This is a genomic window from Chrysosporum bergii ANA360D (assembly GCF_029891735.1).
Taxonomy (GTDB): domain Bacteria; phylum Cyanobacteriota; class Cyanobacteriia; order Cyanobacteriales; family Nostocaceae; genus Umezakia; species Umezakia bergii.
Genome location: NZ_JANQDH010000033.1, coordinates 63,870 through 77,654 on the forward strand (window position 1 = coordinate 63,870; position 13,785 = coordinate 77,654).

General features: G+C 42.4%; 15 protein-coding genes. 6 read left to right on the forward strand and 9 right to left on the reverse strand.

The genetic code is table 11. From position 1 onward, the window contains the following. Nucleotides 1–259 precede the first annotated feature (259 nt). A complete protein-coding gene (hisD, locus tag NWP17_RS05030) occupies nucleotides 260–1,540 on the forward strand; it encodes a histidinol dehydrogenase (RefSeq protein WP_280653817.1) in 1,281 nt (426 codons plus the stop codon). Nucleotides 1,541–1,571: 31 nt separating this feature from the next. On the opposite strand, the gene NWP17_RS05035 is transcribed toward hisD, so the two are convergent. After that, nucleotides 1,572–2,165 carry a thioredoxin family protein gene (locus NWP17_RS05035; protein ID WP_280653818.1) on the reverse strand — a complete coding sequence of 198 codons (594 nt, stop codon included), beginning with the start codon at nucleotides 2,163–2,165 and terminating at the stop codon, nucleotides 1,572–1,574. 92 nt (nucleotides 2,166–2,257) lie between these two features. On the opposite strand from NWP17_RS05035, the gene NWP17_RS05040 reads away from it, so the two are divergent. Further along, nucleotides 2,258–2,662: an NIL domain-containing protein gene (locus NWP17_RS05040; protein WP_280653832.1), complete on the forward strand. Its 405-nt coding sequence runs from the start codon at nucleotides 2,258–2,260 to the stop codon at nucleotides 2,660–2,662. A gap of 5 nt (nucleotides 2,663–2,667) precedes the next feature. Here NWP17_RS05040 and NWP17_RS05045 read toward each other — a convergent pair whose 3' ends face one another. The 3 genes from NWP17_RS05045 to NWP17_RS05055 all read right to left on the reverse strand — a co-directional run bounded on the left by NWP17_RS05045 (nucleotide 2,668) and on the right by NWP17_RS05055 (nucleotide 7,065). Further along, nucleotides 2,668–3,438 carry a hypothetical protein gene (locus tag NWP17_RS05045; RefSeq protein WP_280653819.1) on the reverse strand — a complete coding sequence of 257 codons (771 nt, stop codon included), beginning with the start codon at nucleotides 3,436–3,438 and terminating at the stop codon, nucleotides 2,668–2,670. 75 nt (nucleotides 3,439–3,513) lie between these two features. Next, nucleotides 3,514–6,243: a GAF domain-containing sensor histidine kinase gene (locus tag NWP17_RS05050; RefSeq protein ID WP_280653820.1), complete on the reverse strand. Its 2,730-nt coding sequence runs from the start codon at nucleotides 6,241–6,243 to the stop codon at nucleotides 3,514–3,516. Between the two features lie 336 nt (nucleotides 6,244–6,579). Then, on the reverse strand, nucleotides 6,580–7,065 hold the full coding sequence (locus NWP17_RS05055; protein ID WP_280653821.1) for a riboflavin biosynthesis intermediates N-glycosidase: 486 nt from the start codon (nucleotides 7,063–7,065) through the stop codon (nucleotides 6,580–6,582). Between the two features lie 204 nt (nucleotides 7,066–7,269). Between NWP17_RS05055 and NWP17_RS05060 the strand changes: the two genes are divergently transcribed. Continuing rightward, a complete protein-coding gene (locus NWP17_RS05060) occupies nucleotides 7,270–8,352 on the forward strand; it encodes a hypothetical protein (protein ID WP_280653822.1) in 1,083 nt (360 codons plus the stop codon). 28 nt (nucleotides 8,353–8,380) lie between these two features. Here NWP17_RS05060 and NWP17_RS05065 read toward each other — a convergent pair whose 3' ends face one another. Then, complete coding sequence (locus NWP17_RS05065) at nucleotides 8,381–9,226, reverse strand: prephenate/arogenate dehydrogenase (protein WP_280653823.1); 846 nt, start codon at nucleotides 9,224–9,226, stop codon at nucleotides 8,381–8,383. Nucleotides 9,227–9,373: 147 nt separating this feature from the next. Here NWP17_RS05065 and NWP17_RS05070 point away from each other — a divergent pair, with 147 nt between their 5' ends. Together NWP17_RS05070 and NWP17_RS05075 are read left to right on the forward strand one after the other, a co-directional pair. Then, on the forward strand, nucleotides 9,374–9,964 hold the full coding sequence (locus tag NWP17_RS05070; protein ID WP_280653824.1) for a DUF1517 domain-containing protein: 591 nt from the start codon (nucleotides 9,374–9,376) through the stop codon (nucleotides 9,962–9,964). 52 nt (nucleotides 9,965–10,016) lie between these two features. Next, nucleotides 10,017–10,901, forward strand: a complete 885-nt coding sequence (locus NWP17_RS05075) for a hypothetical protein (protein ID WP_280653825.1) — start codon at nucleotides 10,017–10,019, stop codon at nucleotides 10,899–10,901. Nucleotides 10,902–10,953: 52 nt separating this feature from the next. Here the strand turns inward: NWP17_RS05075 and aroF are convergent, their stop codons facing one another. The 3 genes from aroF to rpsO form a co-directional block, all read right to left on the reverse strand. Then, nucleotides 10,954–12,012 (reverse strand): 3-deoxy-7-phosphoheptulonate synthase, encoded by a 1,059-nt coding sequence (gene aroF / locus NWP17_RS05080; RefSeq protein ID WP_280653826.1) that lies wholly within the window; start codon nucleotides 12,010–12,012, stop codon nucleotides 10,954–10,956. A gap of 233 nt (nucleotides 12,013–12,245) precedes the next feature. Next, the gene (locus NWP17_RS05085) at nucleotides 12,246–12,716 is read right to left on the reverse strand and encodes a PAM68 family protein (RefSeq protein ID WP_280653827.1); all 471 of its coding nucleotides are present in this window, start codon (nucleotides 12,714–12,716) and stop codon (nucleotides 12,246–12,248) included. Nucleotides 12,717–12,728: 12 nt separating this feature from the next. Continuing rightward, nucleotides 12,729–12,998, reverse strand: a complete 270-nt coding sequence (gene rpsO, locus NWP17_RS05090) for a 30S ribosomal protein S15 (RefSeq protein WP_280653828.1) — start codon at nucleotides 12,996–12,998, stop codon at nucleotides 12,729–12,731. Between the two features lie 204 nt (nucleotides 12,999–13,202). On the opposite strand from rpsO, the gene NWP17_RS05095 reads away from it, so the two are divergent. Beyond that, nucleotides 13,203–13,370 carry a hypothetical protein gene (locus NWP17_RS05095; RefSeq protein ID WP_280653829.1) on the forward strand — a complete coding sequence of 56 codons (168 nt, stop codon included), beginning with the start codon at nucleotides 13,203–13,205 and terminating at the stop codon, nucleotides 13,368–13,370. Between the two features lie 266 nt (nucleotides 13,371–13,636). Here NWP17_RS05095 and NWP17_RS05100 read toward each other — a convergent pair. Further along, nucleotides 13,637–13,785 (reverse strand): HNH endonuclease (locus tag NWP17_RS05100; RefSeq protein WP_280653833.1); only part of this gene is annotated, 149 nt, incomplete at its 5' end.

The window sequence follows — 13,785 nt, forward strand, 5'->3', positions numbered from 1 at the left end:
TTTTTAATGTAGCTAATTTTACTTAATTTAGTATACTGGGGAAGATGCCGGCACTACCAGCTTGGGATTTTTTTAATTTGACCGAAATATCAACAGAAAGGAACTTGACACTCCCCACGGCTTTAGCCGGGGGATTCTTGAAGAGTCCACAAACTGACCTTCAACGTGGTACTAGGAATGAAAACTAAATTAAACTAAATTAAACTAAATTATGATTGTTATGGCAAAACCCGCACTAATTGATTCAGAGATATAGTCCATGCAGCTACTTAAAACAACCTACACAGATTTCTCCCTTAAATTCCAAACACTGGTGAGCGATCGCCGGGAAGCAACGGTTGATGTTAGTGGTACAGTTAAAAATATTCTGGCTGATGTCAAGGTGCGGGGTGACGCAGCAGTTAAAGAATATACCAGTCGTTTTGATCATTACCATCCCCCATCTTTGCTTCTCAGCCCTGAATTTATTGCCCAACGGGCCGCACAATGTGGGGCAGAGGTCAAGGCGGCCTTAGAACTAGCCGCATCTAGAATAGGGATTTTTCATCAAAAGCAACTCCCCCAAAATATTGGCTACACAGATACCGTCGGCGTACAACTGGGGTTAAATTGGCTTCCCCTTTCCCAGGTGGGTATTTATGTCCCTGGAGGACGGGCTAGTTATCCTAGTTCTGTACTCATGAATGCCTTACCTGCCAAAATTGCCGGTGTAGAAAGAATTGTCATGGCAGTACCCATGCCTAGGGGTGAAATTAATCCAGCAGTGCTGGCGGCTGCCCAAATTGCCGGAGTTACAGAAATTTATAGCATGGGAGGAGCGCAAGCGATCGCCGCCTTAGCCTATGGCACACAAAGCCTTACCCCTGTAGATAAAATAGTCGGACCGGGTAACGCCTATGTTGCTGAAGCCAAACGTCAGGTATTTGGAATTGTAGGTATTGACAGTGTAGCTGGACCTTCAGAAATTTTGGTAGTAGCAGATAGCCAAAATCACCCAGAGTGGATAGCATGGGATTTACTATCCCAAGCAGAACATGATCCCAGCGCCCAGTCAATTTTAATTACTGATTCTGCCAGCTTTGCTGAGAAAGTCATCACAACCATAGACCATATTCTCACCAACCTACCCACCCAAGAAGTAGCTAGAACTAGTTGGCAACAACATGGCGCAGTAATCGTGGTGGAAGATTTAACTGAAAGTATACCACTACTCAATCAATTAGCTCCCGAACACGTGGAATTGTGTGTAGATCAGCCCCAACTCCTGGCCAGTCAAATTAAATGTGCTGGTAGTATCTTCTTGGGACGTTATACCCCAGAAGCCATTGGCGATTATTTAGGCGGGCCAAATCATGTACTCCCCACCGCCCGTTCTGCTCGTTTTGCCTCTGGCTTGAGTGTATATGACTTTCTCAAGCGAATTACCTACTTAGAATGCAGTCAACAAGCACTGCAAACCATTGGTAAAGCTGCTGTAATTCTGGCAGAAGCTGAGGGTTTACCGGCTCATGGTGGTAGTGTTTCTGTCCGGCTTCAGTAGGGAACTGGGTTTCATTTAGATTCCGCTAGCCCTAATCATTCATCACTTGGCTACCGTGACTGCGGGGATCATCTTGATTGTTAGCAGGTGTTATTTCAGACCGAAACGGGGAAACTTGGCCGCTAGTTTGAGCATAGGGTAAAGATGAACCCGTAACCAGGGCTTGTAAATTACTAGCCATGACTGTACGGGGTTGATCGCCAATGGTTTCCGCTAGGGTTTGCCCATCTTCAGCTAAAAATACAAAATGGGGAATGCCGTCTACTCTATATTTGAGCATCTCCGGTAGCCATTTGTTGTTATCCACATTTAACATGACAAAGTTAACTTTGTCACTATACTCCTGTTTGAGTTGGGCAATATCAGGAACCATTTTTTGGCAAACTGTACACCAATTAGCGTAAAACTCCACTATTGAAGGCTTACCGTTACTCATAGCCACTTCCAGGGGGGTGGAGGCTTCAGCTAACTCTGCTAAAGAAAAGGAAGTTCTCTGAGTTCTCAATCCTAAGAATAAGGCCACACTCAGAGCGATCGCCACCATAGCAATTAAGAAATTTCTCACCCGCACCCCTGATGGGGTTTCAGACTGAGAAGCGGAGTTAATAGGGGATTTGCTAGTCATGGTAAATTTGTTAAAACTTGTTAAGTACTGTTATGATTTAGTTTAACCTGTTGCTGGTGTTTGCCCTAGAACCAACTCCACCTGCTAAAACTGTGAAAAAACGAGTTACTCTCACTTTTCCCAAACGGGCTGTTCAAATGCCTATTACTTACTTACTAGCCAAAGAATTTAATGTAGCCGCCAATATTATCCGCGCTCAGGTAGCCCCCAATCAAATTGGCAAACTGGTAGTAGAGTTATTAGGAGATATTGATCAGTTAGATGAAGCCATTGAGTGGCTGCGATCGCGCCATATCACTGTTTCCCATAATTTAAGTGAAATTGCCATTGATCAGGATATTTGTGTTCATTGTGGTCTATGTACCGGGGTTTGTCCCACACAAGCCCTCAGCTTACACCCAGAAACATATCAACTCACCTTCACGCGATCGCGCTGCATTGTTTGTGAACAGTGTATTCCCACCTGTCCAGTACAGGCAATTTCCACTAATCTATAATTGGTTTAAAAAAATAACTTAAATCTTCCTAACTGGGTTTCCATCACTTTGGTGAGTATTTTATTCAGTTCTGCACTATCTCGAAATTGTACAATTTGCTGGAGGGGCAAATCAAAAGGAAATTCCCCCTCAAAATCTGGGTGCTGCATCTGTGCTAACAAAAGCTGTTCAGAACGCTTACTTTGAATAGCATAGCCAACTTCTACACAGACATTAGGACTGGGTATTAACTGATTAGTTTCTTTACCAGCAATACTAGCGATGGCGGTAGTGTCAGCAATAAACAACATACTCCTGCGAATTTTTCGCATCACAGTACGGTTGAGCCTGATGATAGCATTACTAGGACGCTGAGACTCCACTAATGTTAAAGGACAGCGCGATCGCAAGTTCAAAGACTCCAAACTTTTTTGTAGTTCTTCTCGTAGCGCATCACTGGCTGGGGGATACTCAGTTTGGGAGCTAAAATAAACCATTGGTTCTAACTGAGCTAACAATGCTTGTTTAGTGAAATAAATTTCATGACTAATCAAATCTATGTTAGCTACGCAATAGCCACCACTACCTTCTATATAAAATTCAATATTTTCCCCCGCTAAATAGCGCTCAAACCAAATTGACTGCTTAACATCCTCAATATCTTCGAGAAAGTCAGCCCGCAATCCTGACTTCAGCAAGCTTTTTTTACTCAGGCGAATATCTGGCGGTCGTTTCTCCAGTTGAGCGATCGGCTGATAATCTTCAATATACCATGCTCTAAGGGCAATAATTGACATAATATGATGTTAGCTTAATTATTTATCATTAAAACAGGGAATAGGCAATTAGGGAATAGGTAACTAAAGATGCCATTAGTCTTTAAAATGCTGATAAGGAATCGCAATCACAAATTCCGTACCTTTACCTATTTCTGACTTACACTCCATTGATCCACCATGTTTTTCTACAACAATTTTATAGCTAATAGCCAGCCCCAGTCCAGTACCCTTACCCACCGACTTAGTGGTAAAAAACGGGTCAAAAATGCGTTTTTTTACATCTTCTCTCATACCAGTGCCATTGTCAGCAATGCTAACTAGTAACTGGGAATGGTCTGTTGAGAGTTGAGTAGAAATCCGAATCGTAGGTACACAAACAGAATCAACTGTATTTACCGCTTTAGTTTGCTCCTCTAAGGCATCAATGGCATTACTAATCACATTCATAAATACCTGATTCATTTGACCTGCATAACATTCTATCAGTGGTAAATCGCCATAATCTTTAATCACCTGAATACCATTTTGACTGCTAGTTTGTTTCAGCCGATGTTGCAAAATCAATAAAGTATTTTCTAGGCCTTCATGTATGTCCACAGCCTTGTTCTCCGCCTCATCCAAACGGGAAAAATTACGTAAAGATAACACTATTGAACGGATGCGGTCAGTGCCAATTTTCATTGAAGATATAGTCTTAGGTAAGTCCTTGACCAAAAACTCCAAATCAATGGCTGCAATTAATGATTGAATTTCCTGATTGGGTTGGGGATAGGACACTTGATAAAGGTTTAATAGTTCTAGTATTTCTTGGATATAGTCGTTAGCGTGGGACAAGTTACCGTAGATAAAATTAACTGGGTTGTTGATTTCGTGGGCTACACCTGCTACTAACTGTCCCAAGCTAGACATTTTTTCATTATGAATTAACTTTGCTTGGGTTGCTCGCAATTCAGATAAAGTATTTTCTAATTGTGTAGCTTTAGCCCTGGCTTTTCTTTCCGCAACACCGGCTTGTTCATATAGTTGGCCTTGTTGAATGGCGATCGCTGCTTGATCTGCCAGCTGTTGCAATAAATTAACTTCTGCCACTTGCCAGTTTCTCGGACCATCACATTGATGGGCAATTAATAAACCCCAGACTTGATGACTAATATTGATGGGTACAATTAAGTTAGCTTGTATTGCCAAACTCTGCATAAACTCCCGGTGACAATCACTTAAAGTTTCTGTTACAACATTATTAATTGCCCTAGTTCTACCTCGCAAATACAAGCGCGCCGACTCATCAGGAAAGCACCCCAAAGGTGTTTTAATTCCCAACACTGACGGCCACAGACCATTAACATCTTCCACAATTACCTCACCGCTAGACTCACCAGTCAACTGGTAAATCACCACTCTATCTGAATTTAGTAAATAACGTACTTCCCTAACAATAGTTTGCAGGGTGGTTTTTAGGTCTAATGTCTTGCGAATTTGGTCAGTGACTTGGGAAATTGCCTTAGTTAGTAGTAATGATTTTTCTAATTCAGCAGTTTTTTCCTTTACCCGACATTCTAAGTCAACATTCAGTTGCTGCAGCTGTTGGTACATTTGCTGCTGATGAATTGCCATAGAGAAGTGATAACACAAAGCCTGCCCCAGAGAAATTTCTTCCGCCTCCCAGGGACGTGCTTGGCCTTTTCTTTCCTCTCGCCAAACTTCAAAGGACAACCGGGGTAATTGTTGGCGTTCATGAGGATCATGCTGTCCAGCCCACAAAATTTCTCTATCAAATCCGCAGCGAAAAATGCTGATAGTACCAATAAAAGTATGCCGCGTGTGTAGGGGTATGATAATTATGCCACGAATGTCATTTGATTGAAATGCACGGGCCAAAACTCGCAACCGTGGTTCTTTGTACAGGTCAGTAATTGCCAAAATATGACCGGGTTGAACTTCAGCTATCCATTTTTGCCACACTGGATGCTGTTCAATGGCACTGTTTGGTAAACTGTCGAGTGGCTGGGGCTGTTCCCCTGATGTGTATACTGTGTCGCTAGAATTAATGTAAATTCTCCCACCTATGCCATTAAATGCCCCAATAACTTCTTCTAAAGCTGTTTGTAATTGAATTGTGGGTAGTTGATGCAGCAAGGTAGTAACTTTGTTAATTGTGGCTTCTCGTTGTTGTTGGCTACGGGCTTCGCTGAGTAAGTTACTTTGGGCAATGGCTATGGACACTTGATCAGCTACTTGTTGCACTACATCAAGTTCCCGCTGTAAAATTATGCGTGGTTGGCTATGGTGGGACACCAACAGCCCCCACAGTTGCTGTTGTGGTGATTTTAGCTTCGGGTCTTGGTGTATTATCGGCACCACTAAGGAAGATTGTACCCCCATGGCTGTTAAGTATTGAATATGGCATGGGTCTACTTGCCGATAGTAAATATTCTCTTTTTCTAGATATTGACTGGTTTCTGGGGAGTTAAGGGGTGATTCTCCTATCATCCCCCCAGCAACATCTACTATAGAACGCTGTCCCGCCACTAAAAACATTTCTCTGGCTTCTTTGGGAATATCATCTGCTGGGAAGTGTAGCCCTAATAATATGGGTAGACGCTCTTGATCAATAGATTCAGCAATCACTTCTCCGCTACCATCAGCATCAAACCGATACACCATTACTCGGTCGGTCTGCAAAAATTCCCGCACTTCCTCAACAGTAGCCGCTAGTATCTCTTCGAGTTCTAGCGATCGCCGAATCTGGTTTGTGATCCGATGCAATAAGTTTTCTTGGTTGTTAGTTGATTGCCAACTTTTGGAGTCGTCAGTAAATCCCATTGCTGGTACACCTAAAAAATGATACGGTAAATTAAAACAAATTAAAAAAACAAATTAAAAAATTGTTATAAGCTCAATAAAACTTTAGAGCAGTTTTTGCTCCTTAGCCAAGTACATCATTAACAAGCAGGATGCTTGTGTTACCATACGATCATTATACATCACTAGTGTTAAGATTTACCGATTTTTGATAATAGTTTATATATTTTTTTGGTAAAAGTTTGACTTTTACCACTGGTAATTTAACCGTAATTTTGACTAGTAAATTTTGGACTTGGGAAAATGACAACATTACCCAAGCCAGAGCAAACATTTAAATATTTAATTTAAGTCTCCCTAATCTAACCTACTCTCTCCGGAAATAACTGGTAAAAACCGGGATTTACGGATTTTATCACGCACTTCCACCAGGATTTTGCCAAGATGGTTATTACCAGTCTGATCAGCACCACAGCCCCAGAAATAATCATGGGGTGAATTTTCTACCAGGGTTTCATCACCAGTAGAGAGAAGAACTGCTTGAATTTCCAGATGAGTGAGAAACTTTTGCAGTACAGCTTCTCGCATCACTTCAATTTTCACCATTTCCCAGTCTGGACGCACTCGGCGAGTGGGACAACGTCCCAGAGTAGCAGCTTCTTCTGGGGTGGCTGCACTATGGATCATAGGTATAATTTCAGCATCCACACTACCGACAAACTTTTGAGCTTGATAATAATGCTCCACAGTTGACCAATAAGTACGCTTAATTTGGATTCCGTGGGCAGAAAAATTAGAAAAACAGCCATAAGGCTGCCATACCTTGTAAAAGTATATGGTCATTTGAAAATTGCTCTTTATTATATCAATATCTATGATGCCTGTAGATGTTAGCAAGTCTAAACCAAGTGCAAAAAAGCCGCAAGGCTGACTCTGTTCTGATTGAAAAACTTAAGCCAACCCAATCCAAACTTTATTCATTGGCAACCCTTTTTAAACATCTTATTGTTTTATTGCAAGTATATTCAAGATTAAGGAATAAATGTGATGAGTGAAAACAGTATCCAAGGTAATAGTAACTGGTACTTAACAGACGGTGAATGGGTATCTGATCAAGGTGCTGATTTAAGTGTGGTTGATGACTTTGCTAGTGGTAACCCCCCTGAAGCCTATCTTCCTGATCATGTTGCTAGTGGTGGTAATCCCTTCATGGGTGGGGATGGAGGTAATGTCTCTACCACTAGTGAGGATGGTAACTACACCCACAATTACACCCGCACTGCGGATGAGCGGAGTTTGGCTCCTGATGATAATAATCCCTTTGGTCAATTAATGGAAGTTATGAACATAGAGGGTAACTCTCTTGATAGCGGTGGTAACCCATTTGCAAGTGGTAATAATCTTTCTGGTGATATGCTGAGTTCTTCCACTAGCAATAATACCAGTAATGGCAATTCCTTCTCAGGTAGTAGCGAAACTAATGGAAACCCATTACCAGAAGCTCCCGAAGGCTTGACAGTACCATACAGCAGCGAGGACTGGATATCTGATTTGAAGAATTTAGAATCTGGAGAACCCGGTGCAACTACTACCAATAACACAGGTAATGGCAATGGTAACTGGTTTTACGGAAGCGACAATACAGCCAATGGTAATGGTAATTGGTATTTTAGTACTGGCAACACTGGCGATGGTAATGGTAATTGGTATTTTGGCATTAGCAACACCAGTAACGGCAATGGTAATTGGTATTTTGGCATCAGCAACACCAGTGATGGCAATGGTAACTGGCAGTTAGGTAACAATAATACTGTCAATGGTAATGGCAATATACCCAGTGGCTATAACAATAATATTCTGGGTAATTCCAATGTTGCCAATATTAATGACAGTAGTTTACTGGGTAATAGTATTGAAGCTACCGAAGATGGCAAAACATATATTGGTAACGAAGATTGGTCTTTTGATATTCTATCGGAACTAACATCTCTGGGGAGTGGTGTTTCAGGAGTCGGTGATGATGTCACCAATTTGTTAAACCATCCTGATCTAATCTCAACCACCATGAGCAAAGAAGGTTTTACTAATTCCTCTTTCTTGGCAAATGATAATTATCAACATAATGTGTAAGGATGGGCTGTCAAGTATGTAAATTACCTTAAAATTTACCAACAAACTTTGGTCTGTTTTTACCGGTTGACTGCAATTTGCACTCTAAACCCACCCAGTTTTCCTGTTCAATTAGGTAAATGAACTCATCCAAGTGTTGGCGATATTGTTGTAATGAATTCAGCAGAGCTTGACGATTATACTGCGCCATCATTACCCCTAACTCTGGATGACCGCCACCAACACGGCTAGTATCTTGAAAACCTGAACTAGCTAGATTTTGCGCTAGTTGCAACACTTGAGCATCAGTTTCACCCATGCAGGCACTAATTAAAGCAGCACTCACCATCACAGGTAAATGAGAAATTAAACTCACAGCCCGGTCATGTTGCTCTGGTTGGCAAATATAAAGTTTAGCCCCCAGCGATCGCACGATTTGTTCTACAATTAAAATGGCTGTTTTTGGGGTGGTCATATCTGGTGTTAGCACATAGGGTCTACCCACAAATAAATTACGTTGTGCTGCTTCTATGCCACTATCCGCCGTTCCCGCCATGGGATGACCACCGATAAAATTTTCCCATGCCGGAGCGATCGCTTCAACTATGGGGGTTTTAACTGAACCAACATCAGTTATTATTGTACTTATAGGCAAATAATTCATCAGCTGTTGCACCTGGGGAACAATCAGGGCAATAGGTGTACAAATAAAAATAACCTCCGCTGCGGCTAATAGGCTCAGGTCAATAGATGCTTGATCAACACTACCCAGAGCCATGGCTTTTTCACAGGTAGATTCACGGCGACTGACACCCAAAACATCATGTCCCTGCGATCGCAAATCATAACCCAAAGAACCGCCAATTAGTCCCAGTCCTAAAATACCAATTTTCATTTTTAATTTTAACTACTTATTTCCAGATGCTCACACTAGGAGACTTTCAATGGTATATCTTTGAGGATTAGCATTTCAACTCTAGAACAATCAACAGCCATAGCGTGTGAATTATTATTGTATTAGTTACAATGATGGAGAAAGCCAATGCGTGATACCTTTAATAAAATGATAGGTCGGACCCGCTATGTTGTCTGTCGCCTCTTTTTACATTTAGCCGGCTCTGATGTCGCCCCAATTTTAGGAGTACTCAATACCACAGCACGGGAAGCCATGGCGGCTGATGGCGACCTGCACAGTTTAGGAGAAGGATTAGTAGAAATTTGCGAAACTCTACTGCGATACGACGAAGACTGGCTGTCTGCTGCTAATGAAGGGGAAGTTTTCTGGGATGAAGGAGAAGCAGGAGATTACTTCAACGAATTATTTAATGATTCCGGGGAACGCTACGGCTCCAGCTTTGATCCTAGTTCCCCGTCTGGTGATCAATCCTTTTCCATACCCGTTACTCGTAACGTTGTAGTCATGTTGACAGTGGCTTATCAGGGGGAAGTTCCCGACTTAGAAACTGACCTATCTAACATCGCCGCATTAAAGGACGGTTTAAAAGCCTTAATCAATTTGCATTATAAACAAAAACTCCGCGGCATTCAAGTACATTTCTCCCCTGCCCAGTTGGGTGATGAACTGACTAATGACCAGTTGTTGCAGTACTACCCAGAATTAATTCCCTTGTAACTTGTGGGTTTGTTAATCTAAAATATGGGACATATTAATAGGACATATTAAAATGCTAATAACCGTGTTAAGAAAATTTACCGTCATTTTTTTAGCACTAACCCTGTGCTTAACAACTGTTGGTTGTGGCAGTTCTAACCAAACCGTGTCTGAAAATAGAAATGTCACCCGCACTACTACACCCACTAAACTCAGTGATGGCGAGTATCCAGTACAACAAGCTAGTTTCGACGATGCCACCGGGGAGTATACAATGTTTTTACTCAACACCACACCCCCAACCTTTACAACCGACAATTTGCAAATGGCAAGGCTCACCGATGAAGAAATCAAAGCCGGAAAAAACACCTCTTTGAAGGTGGAGAATGGACAACCTATTTTATACATGAGTGAAGATTTCAAAATTGAGTATGTCCACAATGTCACCCAAACACAAACCAATCCCCAAACAGGACAGCAAGAAACAGTTATAGTCAGAAGAGAAAGCAACTTTTGGGCACCTTTTGCCGGGGCTGTAGCTGGTAACATCGCCGGTCAAGTCATCGGTAATATGTTATTTAGACCCCAATACTACGTACCACCCGCCTATCAACCAGGAGGAGTTTTAACCGGCTACGGTGGTTATGGCAGTAGCTACACTCAAGCAGTTAATGACTATCGCACTCGCTATAATGCACCACCGGCAGTAGAGCGCAACCGTACCACTTTCCGCACCACAGGTAACATTAAAAGATCATCTCCTGGATCTTCCACTGTACGCCCCACCACCCCAAGCACTAGCGGGAATCGCCCCTCTGGTTCTGGTTTTGGCAGCAGTAACCTAAAACCCTCTAACAGATCCAACTCTACCAAACCTAGGAGTGGCGGTAGCTTTGGCTCTGGTTCTCGACGTTCCACAGGTAGTCGCTCATTTGGTTCTGGCCGGAGACGGCGTTAATAGTCCGGGAAGGGTGTAAAAATAAGTGATTACACCCACATGATATTACTCCTCACTTAGCCGCAGCTGCTGGTTGCGGCCACCTTCTCACCGCTTGACCAATGACCGCTAACTCCTGCATTAATTCATCAAAACTTTCTGGTGTTAGAGATTGCGCCCCATCAGATAAAGCTTTGGCTGGGTTGGGGTGAACTTCAATCATCAGCGAATCAGTCCCCGCAGCGATCGCAGCTTTAGCCATAGCCGGCACAAATTCTGACCAACCAGTACCATGACTAGGGTCAATCATAATAGGCAGATGAGTTAGCTTCCGCAACACTGGGACTACAGATAAATCTAAAGTGTTGCGAGTGTGTTGGCGGTCAAAGGTACGAATTCCCCGCTCACATAAAATTACATTAGGGTTTCCCGCAGCCAAAATATACTCAGCTGCCATTAACCATTCTTCAATAGTAGCTGCCATTCCTCGCTTTAATAGCACTGGTTTGGCTTTAGCTCCTACTTTTTTCAGCAGGGAGAAGTTCTGCATATTCCTTGCCCCCACCTGCACCACATCAGCAACTTCAGCTATCATATCTAACTCGGCGGCATCCATTACTTCTGTAATAATACCTAAACCGCTCTTTTCCCTCGCCTTAGCCAATAACTCTAAAGCACTCTCTCCATGACCTTGAAACGCATAAGGAGAAGTGCGGGGCTTATAGGCTCCACCACGTAAAAACTTCGCTCCCGATGCTTTGACCCGCTCTGCTGTGGTGAGGATCATTTCTTCATTTTCCACTGAGCAAGGGCCAGCAACCACTACTAAAGGGTGGTGTTCTCCAAATAAAACATTACCATCAGGAGTATTTACCACCACTGCCGACGCTTCCCCGTGACGAAACTGACGACTAGCCCGCTTGTATGGTAACTCTACCCGCAACACTTGCTCAATCCACGGGCTGAGTTCTTGGATTTGCAACGGGTCTAAGCTGGCTGTTTCACCCACCAGACCAATTACTACTTTATGTTGACCAATGATTTTTTCTGGTGTTAGTCCCCAAGTGGTTAGTTCTGCACTAATGCGGTTAATTTCCATTTCTGGAGAACCGCTTTTCATGACTACAATCATCTTTAGGTCACCTGATTAGTTAATTATACTAATTATACTCAATGTACTCAATGTACTCAATTTCTCAAAATGGGGGATCTACCTTGCAAGAGGAACTTTGAAACATCCTCCATTATAATTAATATGTATTAGATCCCAATGGTAAAACCTAGGTAGCTCTGGAATTTAGCTGCTTAGTGTTAGGCATAATAACATAACATCACCGCAGCTAATTTACCATCCGAGCTAAAGCATCATACTTTTTTTTGTCGGGTTTCCCGCCAAACTTCCACCATGCGTCCCCAATTGGTGCTAAATTCACCCAAACCCAGCCAGCTTCCCACTCTTTCCTCATCCCATGAGGCGGAAAGAACACCATAAGTTATCCCCAGCACTCCAAGACCAAATAACCCCATATTTACCAATAACACAGCAATGGGAGGCAAACGTATCTCAGAATACATGGTCAGTAAATAACTCACTACTAAAGTGGTAATACCTAAAGCTGTTGGTATACCGCAGAACCCAGCAACTCGCCGGATCATCCTTTGGCTGACCACTTGGGGAATCGCCATTTCTTCCTTGTTGAAGGGTCGCTCCTTACTGGGCTGTTTTTCTGGTATGAAAGCTTGTGGTTGTGGTTTGCTGACAGCCTTGGCTACTTTTTGGCGTTTTGTTTTTGGTTCAAAAGGTAAAGCATTACCCTCAGATTCTTCAGCAGACATAAGCAATAGCTCCTATCCGCGAATACCAAGACTAGCAATGAGATTTTGATATTTTTCCCGGTTGCCTTTTTCAATATAGGACAAAAGACGCTTACGCTGACCAATCATTTTTAACAACCCTCTTTGGGAAGAGTAGTCTTTTTCATTAGATTGGAGATGTAAGCTCAGGCGACTAATGCGATCACTCAGCATAGCAACTTGAACCTCAGCAGAACCAGTGTCGGTTTCGTGAACTTGATATTTAGACATTATTTCTTGTTTGCGCTGTTGCGTTAGAGCCATAATCGATCTACTTTTTACTTATTTTCAATGTGTGCAGCAGCTTCCCATCATATCACACCTTTCATTTTGCTGGTATGGGTAGAATGACAAGAATGTAGAATGTAGAATTTTTAGGTTTCTGTCTTGTTATCTGCGATCGCCTACGGTACTGGCGAAGCCAATCGCGCGTGTAACACAAGGATCCTGCTTGTCAGGGGCACATAGATGGGTAATGCTGTTTCCCGTCTGAACATTATTTGGGTTGATGGTGGTTATAACGGTAACCCATTTATTTATTGGGTGATGGATTTCTGTCGTTGGACCGTACCAGTTGTCTTACGAGCGCAACAACACAAAGGTTTTCTTCTGTTACCTAAACGTTTGGTTGTGTAACTAACCTTTGGCTGGCTAACTAGATGCCGCTGTTTAAATAAAGACTACAAACTAGTACTTCAAACATATGAGACATTACATGATTCGTATTATGGTCGGGCGTTTGACACCCTAAATTTCTTACCTCTTGTTACTTTTCAAACACCCTCTTAGGTTTTTTTGGCAGTTTAACCACATTTCTTGACCTAAACTTTAAATTTGTTGGTCTAACCAGTTGATGAAATCATCTAAAGATTGAAAATCAAAAATGTCATCTGCCAAGTTTTCTATATGTAATGTCGCCGGAATCGAAAGTCAAGTTTATCTGTTTTGCGTTGATTGCAAGTAAAGCAGAGGGTTTGTAAATTACTGATATCGTTTTGACCACCACGGGCTAGGGGGATTATGTGGTCAATGGTTAGGTTAGTTTCTAAGG

Excerpts from the sequence above, each read along its gene's own strand:
- hisD (WP_280653817.1), top strand. The coding sequence starts at position 260 with ATGCAGCTACTTAAAACAACCTACACAGATTTCTCCCTTAAATTCCAA.
- NWP17_RS05035 (WP_280653818.1), bottom strand. The coding sequence starts at position 2,165 with ATGACTAGCAAATCCCCTATTAACTCCGCTTCTCAGTCTGAAACCCCA.
- NWP17_RS05045 (WP_280653819.1), bottom strand. The coding sequence starts at position 3,438 with ATGTCAATTATTGCCCTTAGAGCATGGTATATTGAAGATTATCAGCCG.
- NWP17_RS05050 (WP_280653820.1), bottom strand. The coding sequence starts at position 6,243 with ATGGGATTTACTGACGACTCCAAAAGTTGGCAATCAACTAACAACCAA.
- NWP17_RS05055 (WP_280653821.1), bottom strand. The coding sequence starts at position 7,065 with ATGACCATATACTTTTACAAGGTATGGCAGCCTTATGGCTGTTTTTCT.
- NWP17_RS05060 (WP_280653822.1), top strand. The coding sequence starts at position 7,270 with ATGAGTGAAAACAGTATCCAAGGTAATAGTAACTGGTACTTAACAGAC.
- NWP17_RS05065 (WP_280653823.1), bottom strand. The coding sequence starts at position 9,226 with ATGAAAATTGGTATTTTAGGACTGGGACTAATTGGCGGTTCTTTGGGT.
- NWP17_RS05070 (WP_280653824.1), top strand. The coding sequence starts at position 9,374 with ATGCGTGATACCTTTAATAAAATGATAGGTCGGACCCGCTATGTTGTC.
- NWP17_RS05075 (WP_280653825.1), top strand. The coding sequence starts at position 10,017 with ATGCTAATAACCGTGTTAAGAAAATTTACCGTCATTTTTTTAGCACTA.
- aroF (WP_280653826.1), bottom strand. The coding sequence starts at position 12,012 with ATGATTGTAGTCATGAAAAGCGGTTCTCCAGAAATGGAAATTAACCGC.
- NWP17_RS05085 (WP_280653827.1), bottom strand. The coding sequence starts at position 12,716 with ATGTCTGCTGAAGAATCTGAGGGTAATGCTTTACCTTTTGAACCAAAA.
- rpsO (WP_280653828.1), bottom strand. The coding sequence starts at position 12,998 with ATGGCTCTAACGCAACAGCGCAAACAAGAAATAATGTCTAAATATCAA.
- NWP17_RS05095 (WP_280653829.1), top strand. The coding sequence starts at position 13,203 with ATGGGTAATGCTGTTTCCCGTCTGAACATTATTTGGGTTGATGGTGGT.